Source organism: Agathobaculum sp., from assembly GCF_022775115.1.
Classification (GTDB): domain Bacteria; phylum Bacillota; class Clostridia; order Oscillospirales; family Butyricicoccaceae; genus Agathobaculum.
The window spans coordinates 30109-47151 of record NZ_JALFLA010000063.1; the positions used below are offsets into that span (position 1 = coordinate 30109).

Annotated in this window: 15 protein-coding genes; 8 read left to right on the top strand and 7 right to left on the bottom strand. The window is 60.0% G+C overall.

What is annotated here, in order from left to right:
* Positions 1 to 29 precede the first annotated feature (29 nt).
* The gene (locus tag MR935_RS07935; RefSeq protein WP_290572542.1) at positions 30 to 1781 is read left to right on the top strand and encodes an FtsW/RodA/SpoVE family cell cycle protein; all 1752 of its coding nucleotides are present in this window, start codon (positions 30 to 32) and stop codon (positions 1779 to 1781) included.
* A complete protein-coding gene (locus MR935_RS07940) occupies positions 1782 to 3158 on the top strand; it encodes a penicillin-binding transpeptidase domain-containing protein (RefSeq protein ID WP_290572544.1) in 1377 nt (458 codons plus the stop codon).
* 395 nt (positions 3159 to 3553) lie between these two features.
* Here the strand turns inward: MR935_RS07940 and rny are convergent, their stop codons facing one another.
* Positions 3554 to 5098: a ribonuclease Y gene (gene rny, locus MR935_RS07945; protein WP_290572546.1), complete on the bottom strand. Its 1545-nt coding sequence runs from the start codon at positions 5096 to 5098 to the stop codon at positions 3554 to 3556.
* A 285-nt stretch (positions 5099 to 5383) separates the two neighbouring features.
* On the opposite strand from rny, the gene pgeF reads away from it, so the two are divergent.
* Genes pgeF through MR935_RS07960 form a run of 3 tightly spaced genes read left to right on the top strand, consistent with a single transcriptional unit; the run spans position 5384 to position 7986 of the window.
* A complete protein-coding gene (gene pgeF, locus MR935_RS07950; RefSeq protein ID WP_290572548.1) occupies positions 5384 to 6184 on the top strand; it encodes a peptidoglycan editing factor PgeF in 801 nt (266 codons plus the stop codon).
* A 16-nt stretch (positions 6185 to 6200) separates the two neighbouring features.
* Positions 6201 to 7745, top strand: coding sequence for an ABC transporter substrate-binding protein (locus MR935_RS07955; protein ID WP_290572549.1), 1545 nt, complete (start codon positions 6201 to 6203; stop codon positions 7743 to 7745).
* Between the two features lie 55 nt (positions 7746 to 7800).
* On the top strand, positions 7801 to 7986 hold the full coding sequence (locus MR935_RS07960; RefSeq protein WP_290572550.1) for a hypothetical protein: 186 nt from the start codon (positions 7801 to 7803) through the stop codon (positions 7984 to 7986).
* A gap of 142 nt (positions 7987 to 8128) precedes the next feature.
* On the opposite strand, the gene hcp is transcribed toward MR935_RS07960, so the two are convergent.
* The 4 genes from hcp to MR935_RS07980 form a co-directional block, all read right to left on the bottom strand.
* Complete coding sequence (gene hcp / locus MR935_RS07965; RefSeq protein WP_290572551.1) at positions 8129 to 9775, bottom strand: hydroxylamine reductase; 1647 nt, start codon at positions 9773 to 9775, stop codon at positions 8129 to 8131.
* 231 nt (positions 9776 to 10006) lie between these two features.
* Positions 10007 to 10831: a hypothetical protein gene (locus tag MR935_RS07970; protein ID WP_290572553.1), complete on the bottom strand. Its 825-nt coding sequence runs from the start codon at positions 10829 to 10831 to the stop codon at positions 10007 to 10009.
* The gene (locus MR935_RS07975) at positions 10832 to 11125 is read right to left on the bottom strand and encodes a hypothetical protein (protein WP_290572555.1); all 294 of its coding nucleotides are present in this window, start codon (positions 11123 to 11125) and stop codon (positions 10832 to 10834) included.
* Complete coding sequence (locus tag MR935_RS07980) at positions 11122 to 12969, bottom strand: hypothetical protein (protein ID WP_290572556.1); 1848 nt, start codon at positions 12967 to 12969, stop codon at positions 11122 to 11124. Before MR935_RS07980 ends, MR935_RS07975 begins: the two co-directional genes overlap by 4 nt.
* 460 nt (positions 12970 to 13429) lie before the next feature.
* Between MR935_RS07980 and MR935_RS07985 the strand changes: the two genes are divergently transcribed.
* Positions 13430 to 14773, top strand: coding sequence for an MATE family efflux transporter (locus MR935_RS07985; RefSeq protein ID WP_290572558.1), 1344 nt, complete (start codon positions 13430 to 13432; stop codon positions 14771 to 14773).
* A gap of 500 nt (positions 14774 to 15273) precedes the next feature.
* Here MR935_RS07985 and MR935_RS07990 read toward each other — a convergent pair whose 3' ends face one another.
* Together MR935_RS07990 and MR935_RS07995 are read right to left on the bottom strand one after the other, a co-directional pair.
* Positions 15274 to 15828 carry a PH domain-containing protein gene (locus MR935_RS07990; RefSeq protein WP_290572560.1) on the bottom strand — a complete coding sequence of 185 codons (555 nt, stop codon included), beginning with the start codon at positions 15826 to 15828 and terminating at the stop codon, positions 15274 to 15276.
* Positions 15829 to 15879: 51 nt separating this feature from the next.
* Complete coding sequence (locus tag MR935_RS07995) at positions 15880 to 16266, bottom strand: hypothetical protein (RefSeq protein ID WP_290572562.1); 387 nt, start codon at positions 16264 to 16266, stop codon at positions 15880 to 15882.
* Positions 16267 to 16414: 148 nt separating this feature from the next.
* Between MR935_RS07995 and MR935_RS08000 the strand changes: the two genes are divergently transcribed.
* The gene (locus MR935_RS08000; protein ID WP_290572563.1) at positions 16415 to 16705 is read left to right on the top strand and encodes a helix-turn-helix domain-containing protein; all 291 of its coding nucleotides are present in this window, start codon (positions 16415 to 16417) and stop codon (positions 16703 to 16705) included.
* The coding region (locus MR935_RS08005; protein ID WP_442863028.1) for an XkdQ/YqbQ family protein at positions 16663 to 17043 on the top strand (381 nt) is incomplete at its 3' end. The genes MR935_RS08000 and MR935_RS08005, both read left to right, overlap by 43 nt.

Genomic DNA, 17043 nt, shown 5'->3' on the forward strand with positions numbered 1-17043 from the left:
CCTGTATCTCTGGAAGGGAGGAAAACAGTATGACCGACGCTTTGCAGCGTCTGCTGGACGGGATGACCGCCTTTCTGGCGGAAAATCCGCTCGTTGGCGCGTGGTACACGACGGTCGCCCGCTTTGTGTTTCCCGTGCTCGCGCTGATGATCCTCGTCGGGGCGATCCGCTCGCTCTGGAAGGTAAAGCACCCGGACGAGGTGTGGGGCTATCTCAGCCTGCCAAACGGCGTGCGCCTGCCGGTCACCCATTGGGAAAACATCATCGGCCGCGCGCCGAGCTGCGATGTGCAGCTCGAATACCCCTCGGTTTCGCGGCAGCACGCCGCGCTCATCCGCGAGGAGGACGGCTCGTGGACGGTGTACGACTTAGGCTCGAAGGGCGGGGTGGAGGTAAACGACCTGCCGGTGGACGAATACGCTATGGTAAACGACGGGGACACGCTCTCCTTCGGCGGCATTCCGGCCGTGATGACGCCCATCTCGGCCGAGGAAAAACGCGAGCAGATCTATGAGCGCCGCATGGAGGGACGCCCCGCGGGCATGTGGGGCTCACTCGTGCTGCTGACGCTCTTTCAGGTGCTGACCGCAGTGCAGCTGATCATCGCGGGGGGGGAGGACGCATCCGTCACCATCCCGCTGACCTTTCTGGCCTTTACGGCCGTGTGCTGGGGCTATTTTGTCGTGCTGCGCTCGTTCCGGCGCATCGGCTTTGAGATGGAGACCATCGCGTTTTTCCTGTGTACGCTGTCGCTGGCCGTCACCGGCGCGACCGTGCCGGAGGAATGTCCCAAGCAGCTTTTCGCCATTCTGCTGGGTATGGTGTTTTTTTTGGTGCTCGGCTTTTTCCTGCGCGATCTGCGGCGCGCGATGCAGGTGCGCTGGCTGATGGCCATGGGCGCGGTCGGCCTGCTTGCGATCACGCTGGTCATTGGCCGGGAACTGGGCGGCGCCAAGGCGTGGATCGTGCTCGGCCCGCTGTCCTTCCAAACGTCTGAGATCGCCAAGATATGCTACATCTTCGCAGGCTCGGCCACACTCGACCGCCTGTTCAACAAGCGCAACCTGTGGCTGTTCATCGCCCTGACCGCTGTGTGCGGCGGCTGCCTTGCGCTGATGAACGACTTCGGTACGGCGCTGGTGTTTTTCGTCACCTTTTTGGTCATCGCCTATCTGCGCTCGGGCGATTTTGCCACGCTGGCGCTCATCTGCTCGGGCTGCGGTATCGGCGGGCTGATGCTGCTGCGGCTCAAGCCGCATGTGGCCAGCCGCTTTGCCGCGTGGGGGCATATCTGGGAGGATGTATATGGAAAGGGATTCCAGCAGACGCATACGCTGACCGCCGCCGCCTCGGGCGGCATGATCGGCGTGGGCGCGGGCAAGGGCTGGCTATCTGGCCTGCCGGCGGCCGATACCGACATCGTTTTCGGTATGCTGTGCGAGGAATGGGGGCTGCTGATTGCCGTGTTGACCATACTGTGCATTATCACGCTGGCTGTGTTCGCTGTGCGCGCTTGCCGCGCGGGGCGGTCGAGCTTCTACACGATCGCGGCCTGTGCGGCGACCTCGCTTTTGGTGTTCCAAACCTGTCTGAACGTATTCGGTGCGGTCGATATCCTGCCGTTTACAGGCGTGACGCTGCCGTTCGTCTCAAACGGCGGCTCGTCCATGCTGTCGGCGTGGGGGATGCTGGCCTTTCTCAAGGCGACGGACACGCGGCAGAACGCTTCGTTCGCGGTCAAGCTGCCATCGCGGCGCGAGCTGCGCGGGGAGGTGGGATAAATGCGTAAAATCGAAAAGCGCGGTGTATTCTGCCTGCTGCTGGCCGCGCTGCTGGGGCTGGGGCTTGCGGTGTTCTGCTTCCGCTTTGTGGCGGACGGCGGCGACTGGGCCTCCTATCCCTACAACCGCCACCTGTACGACAATGCGGGGCGGCTCAAGGGCGGCGTCATCCTGGACCGGGACGGCGACGTGCTCTCCAAACCCGCGGCGGGCGGCGAGGGCCGCGAATATTATCCGGACAGCGATGTGCGCCGCGCCACGCTGCATGTGGTCGGCGATCAGGCGGGCAACATTGGCTCGGGCGCGCAGACAGCCTTTGCCGACAAACTCAGCGGCTATAACCTGCTGACCGGCGCATACTCGCCCCTTGGCAGCGGTAACTACCTGTATCTGACCATTGACGCATATCTGAACAACATCGCCTATCAGGCGCTGGGCGGAAAGAACGGGACGGTGGGCGTTTATAACTACAAAACCGGCGAGATTTTGTGCATGGTGTCCACCTCGACCTTTGACCCTGCAAATCCCCCGACCATCGACCCGGACGACCCCGCGTGGGACGGCGTGTACGTCAACCGTTTGATGATGGCAAACTCGATCCCCGGCTCGATCTTCAAGGTCGTCACGCTGAGCGCCGCAATTGAGAATATCCCCGACCTGTACGCCCGCAGCTGGCACTGCACCGGCTCGGTCGAGATCGGCGGCGACGCGGTGACCTGTCCCTTTGCCCATGGCGAAATGGATATTGAGGACGCGCTTGCAAACTCGTGCAACGGCGTGTTCGGCCAGCTCGCGGTCGAGCTGGGCGCGGAGACTATGCAGAAATACACTGACAAGGCCGGGCTGACTACGTCCATTAAGGTGGACGGCATATCGACCTCCAAGGGCAGCTTCCGGTTTGACGGAAACGACAACCAGCTTGCGTGGGCGGGCGTCGGGCAGGATCAGGACGCGCTCTGTCCGATGAGCATGATGCTCTACATGGGCGCGATCGGGAGCGGCGGCAAGGCCGCTATGCCCCGGCTGATTTCCAAAACCATGACCGAATACGGCCTGCCGACCGGCTACTATTTCGCCCGCAAATCACCTAAACTGATCGAGCGGGATACGGCGGACGACATTGCCGACATGATGCACAACAACGTCATCGAGACCTACGGGAAGGAGCGCTTTCCCGGCATGGACATCTGCGCCAAATCGGGCACGGCCGAGGTCGGCGCGGGCAAAACGCCCAATGCGTGGTTCACCGGCTTTTTGCGCGACCCGGCCACGCCGTATGCGTTCATCGTGCTGGTCGAGAACGGCGGCGGCGGCTCGTCGGTCGCGGGCACAGTGGCCTCCAAGGTATTGACCGCGGCGCTTGAAAAAAGGTACTGACCGCGCGGTGCGGCGCCACGCCAAGCGCGCGGGTGCAGCGGAATGATTACGGTCAGCCTGCACCGGTCGGCGGGCTTTGCGCGGCGCAGGCCGCACCCCGCCGCGTAAAGCAGTCCTGCGCCGCCCGCCCCACAGGCCAAGCCGGCGGCGGAGACCACTCCCGCATCCGACGCGCCCGCCAGCAAAAACAGCAGCGCCCCGCTCACGGCTTGCAGCAACAGCCCCCATCTTTTGCGCATCATATCATCCCTCCGTTTCGTGTTGTTTCGGATGGCTTGATTGTACCGCAAGGATTGTCCGTTAAAACGGACTTTCGGCGCTGTGCTCTGCCGCAGGGCACAAAAAAAGCCCGGCTTTGGCCGGGCTTTTCGTTTGCCGCGCTGGCGGCAGACGGGTTATTTCGCGTAGTCGATCGCGCGGGTCTCGCGCACCATGTTGACCTTGATTTGACCGGGGTAATCCAGCTCGTTTTCGATCTTCTTGGCCACGCTGCGGGCGAGCAGCACCATCGCGTCGTCCGATATCTTGTCGGGGTTGACCACGATGCGGATCTCCCGGCCGGCCTGAATGGCAAACGAGCCGGAGACGCCGGGGGTCTCGTTGGCGATGCTCTCGAGTTTTTCCAGACGCTTGATATAGTTCTCCAGATTTTCGCGCCGTGCGCCCGGGCGAGCGGCCGAGATCGCGTCCGATGCCTGCACCAGACAGGCGAGCGTGGTCTTGGCCTCGACATCGCCGTGGTGCGCCTCGATCGCGTGGATGATGGCGGGTGATTCCTTATAACGCTTGCACAGGTCGACACCGATCTGGATGTGGCTGCCCTCGACTTCATGGTCGATGGCCTTGCCGATATCGTGCAGCAGGCCGGCGCGCCGCGCGGGCAGAGGGTCGATCCCCAGCTCGCTGGCCATCATGCCTGCGATGTGTGCAACTTCAATCGAATGCTGAAGCACGTTCTGGCCGTAGCTGGTGCGGTAGCGCAGACGGCCGAGCACTTTGATAAGCTCGGGGTGGATGCCGTGGATGCCGGTTTCAAAGGTGGCGCGCTCGCCCTCGGATTTGATGATCTGATCGACCTCGCGGCGCGCCTTTTCCACCATCTCCTCGATGCGGGCGGGGTGGATGCGGCCGTCCACGATCAGCTTTTCGAGCGCCAGCCGTGCGATCTCGCGGCGCACCGGGTCGAACGAGGAGAGCGTGATAGCCTCGGGCGTGTCGTCAATAATGAGGTCGACGCCGGTGAGTGTTTCCAGCGTGCGGATGTTGCGTCCCTCTCGGCCGATGATGCGGCCCTTCATCTCGTCGTTGGGCAGCGGCACGACCGAGACGGTCGCCTCGGCGACATGGTCGGCGGCGCAGCGCTGGATGGCAGTCGAGATGATCTCGCGCGCCATCTGCTCGCTCTCATCCTTGAGCCGCTGGTTGATCTCGCGCACCTTGACGGCCGCGTCATGCGTGGCCTCGCTCTCGATCGAGGCGACAAGCATCTCGCGTGCCTCGTCGCGGGTCATGCTGGCGATGTGCTCAAGCTTTTCGACCTGCTCGGACTTGAGCCGTTCGAGATGCTCCTTCGCGCGCGCGGTCGCATCCAGCTGGCGGGTAAGCTCTTCGTTTTTGCGGTCGAGCGTGTCGCTCTTTTTATCAAGCGCCTCCTCGCGCTGGATCAGGCGGCGCTCCAGCTGCTGGGTCTCGTTGCGGCGGTCCTTCAGCTCGCGGTCGACCTCATTGCGCTGGCGGTGGATCTCGTCCTTGGCTTCAAGGATAGCTTCACGTTTTTTGGTCTCACCGGCCTTGATGGCCTCGTTGATGATGCGTGTCGCTTCTGTTTCGGCAGAGCCGATCTCTTTCTCCGCTACGATCTTGCGGTACAGAAAGCCGACGATGACGCCCACAACAAGACATGCGATACCGGTGACAAGCGGTATGATGATGTTGCCCATTGTTTTGGTGTTTCCTCCTAAGTTGACAATCTGGTTTGGATACCGAGTGGCCGCCTGCGCGCAGGCAGCGGTTATAATCCCTTGAAAAAAGCCATGTGCGATTGAGCACAGGCTATATTACAGTAGGTATTATAAGATAATTGTAAAGCCTGTTGGTCAAAGTGTCAAGAAAAACACAGCTGCTCCTGTGCAAATTTTGACGTATTTTGAGAACAGGCGGCGCGCGCCCTTGTGGAGGAATGGGCAGTTTGCTATAATGGAACAATATTGGGAGGGGATTTTCAGATGCATCATACCATGTGCCGCGTGCAGCGCGGCTCGTTTGTATATTACACATGCAGCCGTTTGCCCGTGCGCCATGCGTTCACGACCAAGGCCGGCGGGGTGAGCACCGGGCACTGCGCCAGCCTGAACCTTGGCTTTAACCGGGGGGACGACCCGGAAAACGTGCGCGAGAACTACCGCTGTTTGGCTAAGGCGCTTGGCGTACCCGCAGCGCGCATGACACTGACCTGCCAGGTGCATGAGGCTGGGGTATCGGTCGTAACCGAAAGCGAGGCCGGCATGGGGCTTGTCCGCCCGATGGCGTGGCAGACGGACGCGCTCGTTACCGCGCTGCCCGATACGCCGCTCATCGGTTTTTACGCCGACTGCGTGGTCACGCTGCTGTACGACCCGGCCACGCAAACCGCGGGTGTGTGCCATGCGGGCTGGCGCGGCATGGCGGCGGGCATTCTGCCTAAAACGGTCGAAGCGATGGCCGGACAGCTCGGCGCGCGGCGCCAAAGCCTGATCGCGGTCATGGGGCCGTCCATCCGGCAGGAATGCTTTGAAACCGACGCGGATGTACCTACGGCGATGGAAGCACTGCTTGGCGCGGCTGTGCGCCCGTTTGTTGCGGAAAAGGGCGAAAAGTTCCATGTGGACTTGCAGGGTATCGGCGCGGCGCTGCTGCGGGAGGCCGGGCTTGCCGAGGAAAATGTGATCGACAGCGGCATCTGCACGATGTGCGCACACGAGGAATTTTGGTCGCACCGCAAAACCAACGGCCTGCGCGGCGTGCAGGGTGGCCTGATCTGCCTGTGATGGGAAGGAGAGCCGAATGAACAACGGAAAAAAACGCCTGCTGGCGCTTGTGTTGGCCGCGCTCTGCCTGCTCTCGGCCTGCGGCGGCATGGGCGGCGGCGAGGAGGGACGGCGGCAGGTGGACAATGTCAAGGTTTCGGATGCCTACTTCGGCCTTGCCTATTACCGTAGCGGCACCTTGAACCCAGTGACCGACAAGACCGCCATCAACCGCCTGCTGTGCGAGGCGATGTACGAAGGTCTGTTTGAGGTCAGCGCCAATTTCGCGGCGGAAAACGTGCTCTGCGCCGCATACACGGGTGACGGTACGAGTTTTACCTTCACCCTGCGGGATGATGTAACCTTTTGGTCGGGCGAAAAGCTGACCGCCGGGGACGTTGCGGCCAGCTTGCAGGCCGCGCGGCAGAACGAGGATTCGCCCTACTACAACCGGCTGACCGAGGTGTCCGCGATCGAGGTGGTGTCGGACGAGCAGGTGCGCATCACGCTATCCTCGCCCAACATCAATTTTCCGCGGCTGCTCGATATCCCGATCTACCGCCAAGGCTCGGCCTCCGGCGGAGATTTTGCCGACGGCACCGGCCCGTTCAAGCCGGTCAAGGAGGACGGACAGTGGCTGCTCACCGCCAATGAGGACTGGCACGGCGGCTTTCTCGGCTCGATACGCAGGATCACGCTGGTAACGCTCACGCGCGCGGACGCGGCCGAGGCCAGCTTTCAGACGGGGGACGTGTCGCTCATACGCGAGCCGCGCATCGCGCCCGAGGCCTCGGCGTTTGGCGGCTCGGTCGACACCGTGCGCACGCCCAGCGCCGACCTGCACTATCTGGGCATCAACCACAGCCATCCGATCCTGTCCAAGGCCGGGGTGCGGCAGGCGCTTTCGGTCGCGATCGGGCGGCAGAGCCTATGCGACGTGCAGCTGCAAACCTTTGCCGACCCGGCGGTGCTGCCGGTTTATCCGCAGCCTGCCAATGATGCGCTCGGACTGGAGATGACGGCCTCGACCGACCGTGCCGTCCGCCTGCTGCGGCAGGTGCTGGAGGAGGATGACGGCGCGCAGCAGGGCGAGGACGGGCAGCAGGGCGAGGGAGCACAGGACACGGCGTTTTCCATCCGCCTGCTGGTCAACGAGGAAAACGCCTTCAAAACCGCCGTGGCCGATCAGATCGCGGCCGCGTGGAAGGCGATCGGCGTGTCGGTCACGGTCGATAAGCAGCCGTATAGCGCGTTTTCGGCCAAGCTTGAGGCAGGGGACTTTGACGTGTATTACGGCGAAACGCTGCTCACGCCTGATTTTGACCTGCGGCCGCTGCTGTCGCCGCGCGGTGGGCTGAACTACGGCGGATACGACAGCGAGCAGACCTCGTCCGCAATCGCCGCGGCACGGCGCGGCGAGGACGTGACCGCGCTCTACCAGCGCCTGCTCGACGAGCTGCCGATCATCCCGATTGCATTTGAGCGCGGCCAGCTCATCATCCGCAAGGGGCTGCTGGACACGTTCTCGCCCGCGCCGTACAATGCATTCGCAGGGGTGGAGCACTGGACCTCGCCGCAGTAAAGGGACACGCATAAGCGCGTGTGTGCGGCGCATACTATCACTGAGGTGATGGAATATGACACACGGTGTAAAACCTGCCGCGGTATTCAGCGCGCTGCTGTCGGACGATCCGGCGGCATCGGCCTTTTTCAGCGACTGCACGACCGAGCAGAAGCAGGCCATCCGCCGTCAGGCTGAGCGCATCGACGACCCTGAGAGTATGCAGGCCTTTGTCGAGCATCTGCCCAGCGCAGCGCTGTGACCGGCCGGCGCGCATCCGCAATTTCAGAGCCTTGCAAAAAGAGCGATGGGAATCCCATCGCTCTTTTTTGAGTGTGCGGCGGCCGCGCGTCCGGGTGCTGGCCGCGCGTGCCGCGAAGAAGGGGGCAGGTTTATGTGCGCGATCAGCCAGCGTTCTCGCCGAAGAACAGCGCAAGGTCGTCCTCCACCGTGCCGATGCCGGCGATGCCGAAGCTATCGACCAGCACCTTAGCCACATTGGGGCTGAGGAAGGCGGGCAGGGTGGGACCGAGATGAATGTTCTTAACGCCCAGATACAGCAGCGAAAGCAGCACAATGACGGCCTTTTGCTCATACCAAGCGATGTTGTAGATGATAGGCAGATCGTTTACGTCGGCAAGGCCGAAGACCTCCTTGAGCTTGAGGGCGATAACGGCGAGCGAGTAGGAATCGTTGCACTGACCCGCGTCCAGCACGCGGGGGATGCCGCCGATGTCGCCCAAATCGAGCTTGTTATACTTGAACTTAGCACAGCCGGCGGTCAAAATCACGGTGTCGCGCGGCAGCGCCTTGGCAAACTCGGTGTAGTAATCGCGGCGCTTGGAGCGTCCGTCGCAGCCGGCCATGACCACGAACTTGCGGATCGCGCCCGACTTGACCGCCTCGACGATCTTGTCCGCCAGCGCCAGCACCTGCGCATGGGCAAAGCCGCCGACCAGCTCTCCGCTTTCCAACTCCTGCGGGGGTGCGCAGCGCTTGGCATGCTCGATCAGGGCGGAAAAGTCCTTGGTCTCGCCCGCGCCGCCGCCGATGTGCGTGCAGCCGGGATAGCCTGCCGCGCCTGTCGTGTACATACGCTCCTTGTAGCTGTCCTTGGGCGGCACAATGCAGTTGGTCGTCATCAGGATGGGGCCGCCGAAGGCCTCAAACTCCTCCTTCTGCTGCCACCATGCGTTGCCGTAGTTGCCGATGAAGTTGGGGTATTTCTTAAACGCGGGATAGTAGTGCGCGGGCAGCATCTCGCAGTGGGTGTAAACGTCCACACCCGTGCCCTGCGTTTGCTCGAGCAGCATCTCAAGGTCGCGCAGGTCGTGTCCCGAGACCAGAATGCCCGGGTTTTTGCCCACGCCAAGCTGCACCGTCGAGATCTCCGGGTTGCCGTAGGCCTCGGTGTTGGCCTTGTCCAGCAGCGCCATGCCATCGACGCCGTACTTGCCCACCTCAAGCGTGAGCGCCACCAGCTCGTCAACGGTCAGGCTGTCGTCCAGCGTGGCGGCCAGCGCGCGCTGCAGGAAGGCATCCAGCGCGCCGTCCTGCTGCAGCAGGGCGTTGGCGTGCTTGGAATAGGCCGACAGACCCTTCAGACCGTAGGTGATCAGCTCGCGCAGCGAGCGGATGTCCTCGTTTTCGGCGGATAGCACCCCGACCTCGGCCGCCTTGGCCGCGAACGCGGCGGAATCGCCATTCCAGCAGGCGGCTTCAGGCAGATGATCGGCCTGCCCAGCCTTGGCCAGCAGCTCGGCCTTGACATCAAGCGTGCCGCGGATGGCGGCGATGATGGCATCGTTGTCAAAATTGGCATTGGTGATGGTGATAAACAGGTTGGTCGTAATGAGGCGATCGACCTCGGGCGCGACCGGCTCGCCCTGCGCGCGCAGCTGAGTGGTCACAGCGGCCAAGCCCTTGGTCACATAGACCAGCAGATCCTGCATAGCGGCCACGTCAGGCTTCTTGCCGCACACGCCGACCTTGGTGCAGCCGGTGCAGCCAGCAGTTTCCTGACATTGGTAGCAAAACATTTGGTGTTCCATTCGTATATCCTCCTCGTATGTGCATGTGGGACGCCGGTATGAGCCGTCCACATGGGTTTGTGCGCTCTGATGAACAAACTATACCACCCGGGGCGGGATAAGTATGTTGTTATAACAACGTAAACGAAGAGAGTTTGCTTTTTTGCGGCAGGTGGTGCGGGCAAGGCTGTGTAAAAAATTCCGGCCTGCTCCCAAATGGAAGCAGGCCGGAGGTACACCCCGACGGGGCGGTCAATCCAGATAATAGGTATAGATACGGGTGGATAAGTCCCCGGACACGGGGGCAAAGTCGAGCGACGCGGCAAAGTCAGCAGCCGAGCCAGCAGATGCAGCCAGCGTTATCCGGGTCTCCGGGGGATAGGTCTGCGCGGCCGCGCGCAGCGCAGCGCCTATCAGCCAGCCTACCACCGCCCGGTTGGGCGAGGCGTTCCACAGCCAGTCAACGCGACACATGTCCCCGAACCGGCTGGTGAGCAGCACGGCCTGTACAGCGCCCTCGTCCACATAGCACCGGCTGGTGGCCGGATCGGCTTCCTCCGGCCGGATCGCGCCGGCGGGATGTGCTTGGTTGTAAACGCGCAGATAGGTCTGGGGCACAGACGCGAGGGGCTGTATCCCGGCGGGGACTTCGGCGGCCATCAGCCGCTGCGCGGCAGGCTGCCGCAGCATATCGCCCAGTACAGCCTGCATGGTCTGCACGCCGCCCGCCCTTGGGAAGTATCCTGCCGCCAGCATCCGGTCGTCGGTCTCTATCAGCTCGGCCTGCGTCCCTTGGCGGACGCAGACGATCTCCCGGATGGTGCTGCCGGCGGCGCGCTGCGTGAGCGCCTGCGTCAAGGCGCGCTCGCATGCGCCTTTGGGGGCGCTGGGGTCGTACAGCAGGCTGACGATATCGACCGCCCGGTCGCCCACCTCGACCACTGCCGCGCCCCATGCCACGCCGTCTTGGTGGAGCGCCAGCACGCGGCGCACCCCGGCGCCCGCAGGCGGCATCGGATCGGGCAGATAGCGCGTAAACACGCCGGGCTGCTCCATGTCCAACAGGCTGACCTTCATTTATTCGCCCTCCTCGAGTGTGTCTCCGAACTCGTGCCGCAGCAGCTGCATGATCTGCGCTGTATCCACCTCCACCGGCTTCACGCGCCCTTCGAGCAGCGCGTCCAACTCGTTGAGCGTCTGTTGATCGGGGGCGTGCTCAACCTCGCAAAACGGGCCGAAGCGGAGAAAGCGCTCGTCGGTCTCGGCCCAATCGACCTGCCCGGTTCGCGTGTCCGCGAGCGCCGCGCGGCCGTCCTCGGTCGTTACCACATAGCAGCCGTAGCCATCGGTGTATTTCACGTTGAAGTTCATGGTGCAGTTTCCTCCTTAGCGTCCGGGAACGATTTGAGAACAGCGACCTGGGTGTGTTCACCCGCGCCGACGACCGTTTTGAGCCGGAGAGGGGGCAGCCCCGTGCGGCCATATGCTGCCGGGTTCTGGTTGATCTCATACACTTTTTTCTGGACCGTCTTCAGGTCACGCAAATATTCACCTTTTACCCGCTCCAAGGCCTCGTCGAAGCTCTCCTCGCTGCCGTCGGCCTTTTCCTTGCGCAGCACGGGCGGGAAAGAGACGATGACCTCCTCCATATCGCGCACGGTAACGTCTCCATGGTATTGCAGCTCGAGGTATTCTGCCCCTTTTTCGCCTTTATTCAGCTCTTTATTCAGCTCTGCCAGCATGTGCTCCACATCATCGGACACGTCTTGCCCGGCGGTGTATTTCTGGTAGGCGCTCAGGATAAGCGCGGCCTTGGTCTCCTGCGCGACGCAGGCGAGATCGGGATCGTCCACCGAGGAGGGGGTGGTGGTAAGTATTTTGTGCAGGCTGTCGCCCACCGTGCAGGTCACCCGCCCTGCCATACGCTCCTTGTTCAGCTTGACCGCCACCGAACCGTAGCCGGCGGTCTTGGAGCGGTTGATCAGGGCATCCTCCGGGCTTGACAGATAGCCGTAGTTCTCATACTCGGTGAGGTCGAGCGAGCCGACTGTGTTGCCAAAGGATTTCTCGGTGAATTTCATGCGCAGGGGCGCGTTTTTCGCGCCGCCGCTCGTGCCGGTTTCCATCTGGGTTTTCATTTTGTCGTCAGCGATCAGGCCGAAGACCGCCGCGCCGCAGCGGAAGCGGTAATCGTTTTTGGCCAGCAGGTCTTGCAGCAAGCGCTTGGCCAGCGTCTCGGCCTCGGCCTGCGTGATGGGCGGCGCGGCGGGATAGAGAGCCTTGAGCTTCCGGTTTACCGTGTCCATAACCTCGTCCATCTGCGTCGGATAGGGGACGTCGTACACTGTGTCACCCTCGCTGCTTTTTTTGAGCGCGTACCGCTGGGTACGTTTTTTGTAATCGCTCAGCACCTGCGGCAACTGCCGCAGCGTGGGTGGCTCGATCGCGCGGCGCTGCATCTCCTGCTCGGCCTGCGCGGCTGTCGCACCCGACACCTGCTGATAGGTGGCTGCCCGCTGGTGATAGCGCTCCACCTGCTTGTCTCCGGCCAGCGTGCCGTGAAAGGCGGTGTTGTAGTCATCGCGGCAGCGCTGGAAGGCCTCGTCGAATGCCGTCCGCTCGGCCGTGAGCACGTCCATTTTTCGGGCGATGTACTTTTGAGCCGACTCGCCCAGCTTTTTTTGCAGCACCTTGCCGACAACGACGGTTGCGGCGTACCGGCGGCGCAGCGCTGCTGACTGGTCTTGCAGCGCCCGCAGCTGCTCAAGGTGCGTTTGCCGCTCCTGCGGCGGCACGCCGCGGTCTCCGCAGGCGTTGACCTTCATGCGCTCGAGCGTGTCGCCGTAGAAGTCCGGGGTGTAATCGGTCTTTTCCGCCCGGAGCGCCGTGGCCATTTGATCGTCGAGCTGCTGCTCGATCCGCTCGCGCACCCTTTGGATACCGTCCCGTTCGATCTCCTCGCGCTGGGCCTGCAGGCGCTTGCGCTCCTTGTAGTCGGCGGTTCTTTCCCGCCGGCGCAGATCCTCCAGAGCCGCCGCCTGATGCTGCTCCGGTGTGCGCATGGCATGCACGCCATCGACGACATCCATATCGCCGAACAGAATGATGGCGTTGTGCTCGGCCAGACTGCTGATTTTTTCGGCCGCCTGCTTCTCTGCGCGTGTCAGCTTTTTTCGGCTGCGCAGCTCCAGATTGGCTTCCTTTTCCAGGTCCATTTGCCGTTGTTCTTCCAGTTTTTTGTCAAGCTGCTCAAATAGCACCCTTTTCACCTCCGCCGGGTCTTGTTGTCAACGCGGCCAAAGCGCGTTTGTCTCTTGCTTATATCATACGCGATGGGAGAAAAAAGAACAAGGAAAAGTTTGGGGATACGGGCGGTTTTTCGTCGCGCGGGCAGGGAGCGGCGGCGCTTTGCGCCCCGGCGGGACGGCTGCGGCGCGAAGCACTGCGTCGGCTGCTTATCATTGAAATATATAAAAAATTACAAAATAATTAATGATTTTTATGCAAAAGAGATAAGCTGCAAAAAACCATTGCTTTTTGAGAACAAATGTGATACGATGCATACCGTTCATCGGAGGATGGCCACTCGCTCGAAGTGGTTATGCCGGATAAGATGGCAGGCTGAGATGCCTGTTGTTTTATCCGGCTTTTTTATTTAAGCAGGAGGGAATGGATATGAAACAAAACGCAAGCTTTACCCAAGGCAGCATAGCGCGCCCGCTGATACGGTTCACGTTTCCCGTGCTGTTCGCCATGTGCCTGCAATCGCTGTATGGGGCGGTGGATTTGCTGGTGGTGGGGCGATTCGGCACAGCCGCCGATGTATCCGCGGTGTCAACAGGCAGCCAGATGATGCAGATGATAACGGTCGTCATAACGGGGCTTGCCATGGGAACGACCATCCTGTTGGGACATGCGATGGGAAGCCAGAATAAACGGTCAGCCGGCAAAATCGTAGGTAGCAGCATGGTATTTTTCGTTTTGCTGGCGGTCGGGATGACCGCGCTGATGCTGTGTATCGCCCAGCCGTTTGTCAGGCTGATGCACGCCCCGGAGGAGGCCTTTCAAAAAACCGTGTGGTATGTTCAGATATGCTCCTGCGGCATTTTGTTTATCGCCGCGTATAATGTGCTGGGCAGCATATTCAGAGGGCTGGGGGACTCCGGAACACCGCTGCTCACCGTGCTTTGCGCCTGCCTGTTCAATATCGCGGGGGATCTGTACTTTGTCGCCGTGCTGCAGATGCAGGCGGCCGGGGCGGCGCTGGCCACGATTCTCGCGCAGGCGTTCAGCGTGCTTTTGTGCATTGTAGTGATACGAAAAAAGAGGATGGCGTTCCCGCTCACAAGACAGGATATTCGGTTAGACAAAAAAATCGTCGGGCGCATCCTCAAGGTGGGGCTGCCCGTCGCGCTGCAGGACGGTTTGGTGAACATATCATTTCTGGTGATCCATGCTATCGTCAATGGTCTGGGCGTGATTGCATCGGCGGGCGTGGGGGTCGCGGAAAAGGTGTGCGCGTTTATCATGCTGGTGCCGTCATCCTTTTCGCAGTCTCTGTCGGCCTTTGTGGCGCAGAATATCGGCGCGGGGCAAAAAGAGAGGGCAAGACGCTCGATGCTGTACGGCATGGCGGCGTCCCTTGCGATCGGCATGGTCATGGCGTATGCCGCCTTCTTCCACGGAGGGCTGCTGGCGGGTCTGTTTTCCAAGCAGGACGAGGTCATTTTGGCCGCGGCGGACTATTTGAAGGCTTATGCGATTGATACGCTGATCGTGTCTTTTCTGTTCTGCTATATTGGGTATTTCAACGGCTGCGGCAGCACGGGCTTTGTCATGGTGCAGGGGATTGCCGGGGCGTTTCTTGTTCGCATACCGGTTTCGTATCTTGTCAGTAAAACGGCTGGAGCCACGCTGTTTACGATCGGCCTTGCCACACCCGCGTCAACCGTGGTGCAAATCGTATTATGCACGTTGTTTTACAGCTATGTGCGGCAAAAGGAAAAAGGAGACTTATAGGGCCGAAGCGCTGCCGGATAAGGTGCCAGCCAATGCGTAGTACAAAACTACCGGGGGAGTCCCCCCATACAAGCGCAAAAAAGCGCGACACGGATTTACGCATAAAAGTTAAGAGTATACGGGCACTTTAGCGCATCATTATACTTGATATTTGCAACACTATTTGCTCACTGGTCCGGCAATATTTTTCTCATCCGCATGATTATCAATATTGAAGGAGCGGCTGGATGTATCAACTGGGCGGACAGCGCGGGCGGCATGGGAATGATTCTCCCCCTCCTCCCCGCGTGTCAGCGCCCGGCGGTTATCGGCATCCCCCCCCTGATAACCGGCAGGATCTGAACACCGTAGTTTTGTGTAGTATTTACAATATATAGATTTGCCCCTTGCAATTAGCCGAATGATGTTGTGTCTGGCGTATCGTATGGATGCGTCGTTAAAGCCCGTGACTGCGCCAACAGCCACGGGGATAGCTTCTTTTGCGGTGGAGTTGGAAGAAGTTATAATCCCAAGATTTGTTGTTTCTTGGCGTCGAACTCTTCCTGCGTGAGAATCCCTGCATCCAGAAGCTCTTTTAGCTTAAACAATTGATCCATATCGTTCGATGGAGCAGAAAGAGAAGCAGCAGAGGTTTTCGGCTGCTTTGACTGTATTAGAAGGTCATGCAGGCGTTCGCTGACATTTTTAGCCTGTTTTTTGTCAATGGCTACATTAAATTTCTCTCGAATCGTATCAACAGTAATGACCCCCAACGCAATGCCCGAGGAAAAGGTGATATCATTGATCTGATCGAGAGCAACACTCTGAATCGTTTCGCCCAATACTTTCTTTTGTGCCATGATAATACGTTTATCCGTTACAGCATATGCAAAATTGTTTTCATGCATAGCAATAGACTGGTAGTTATGTAACCCCTCAAACACAAAAAGCACGTCTTCATCTGATTTTAGAGCATGTTCAATCAAAGTGAAGTGTTTTAAGTCCCAACTTTTCATGCTGCCTTGACCAAGTCCGTTATCCCTGCAAAACTGAACCATTTCTGGTGCTGTCCGCATATGTATTCCTTCTTTCTAATGTCCGAATTGAGCACCATAGTTATATAATGCTCACAATATATAGATTTGACCCTTGCAATCAGTCGAAATGCAGCGCATCATCAAATATACAAGCGCTTGTTTCGCGCAGGGGCAGTGACGACACACATAGAAGTCATCATCGCAGCTGCATACACAACAAGTGCCCCTATTTTTTGTTTCGGATTCTGAACCTTGCATCGTCATTGCAAGATTCTGCGCAAATGCAAGAACACGGCGCTGATCTGCATCCGAAAGATTGTCCATAACGGATTGTATTTGCTGTGCTTTTTCGCTCACCGCGTTGTCGGTGAGCGTTTTCTTTTCCGTCACATCCTCTAAATGCAACAAGAATACCTCGGATACATGAAAAACAGCACCAAGTTTCTCTATTTGGGATAACTTGACATTCTGCTGCAATTCTTGAATCCGGTTGACAGGAGCGCCGCCTCATTTTGGTTACTATACATTTTAACAGTGCTACTATGAAAAATCAACAGCAGAAATACTACTTAATAATGATGTACTACTCATGCAAAGCAGTTAAGCTGCTAATATAGGTGATAAAATGCTCAAAGTCAGAAAACTGCGAAAGTCATTAGGTATCTGGAAATCTGAGATTGCTCAAAAAGTAAATGTTAATCAAACAGCGGTTAGTGAGTGGGAACGTAGTACCGTTGCCTCGCCGCTGAATAATGCGAAACGATTGGCAGATGTCCCCGGATGCGCGATCGACAAGCTCGGCGGCGCGCTGCTCGGCTGGAGGGGGCTGTCGCGCGACTATCGCCGCATCGGCACGCTGGGGCTGCGGGCGATATGCAGGCCGTGGACGAGCTGGGCGCGCTGTCGGTCGAGCTGAGCTTTACCGTGCTGACCGCGCCGTGGGACAAGTATGTGGAGCGGCGCATCGTGCAGCCGGGCGACCGGCTGCGCCTTGTAAACCACGGGGCGACTGTGTTCGCCGGGCAGGTCGAGCGGGTGGGACTGGACGGCGGCGTGACCGCCTACGACTACGGCTGGTACCTCAATAAGTCGCAGCTGGTGCTGCAGATCACCGGCATGGCGGCGGATGCGGCTATCCGTCAGGTGTGCGGCAAGGCGGGTGTGGCGGTGTCCGCGCTCTGTCCGCTGCCCGCCAAGCTGACGCAGTTATGGACGGGCGACACGCCCGCCGACATCCTCAGCGACATATTGGAG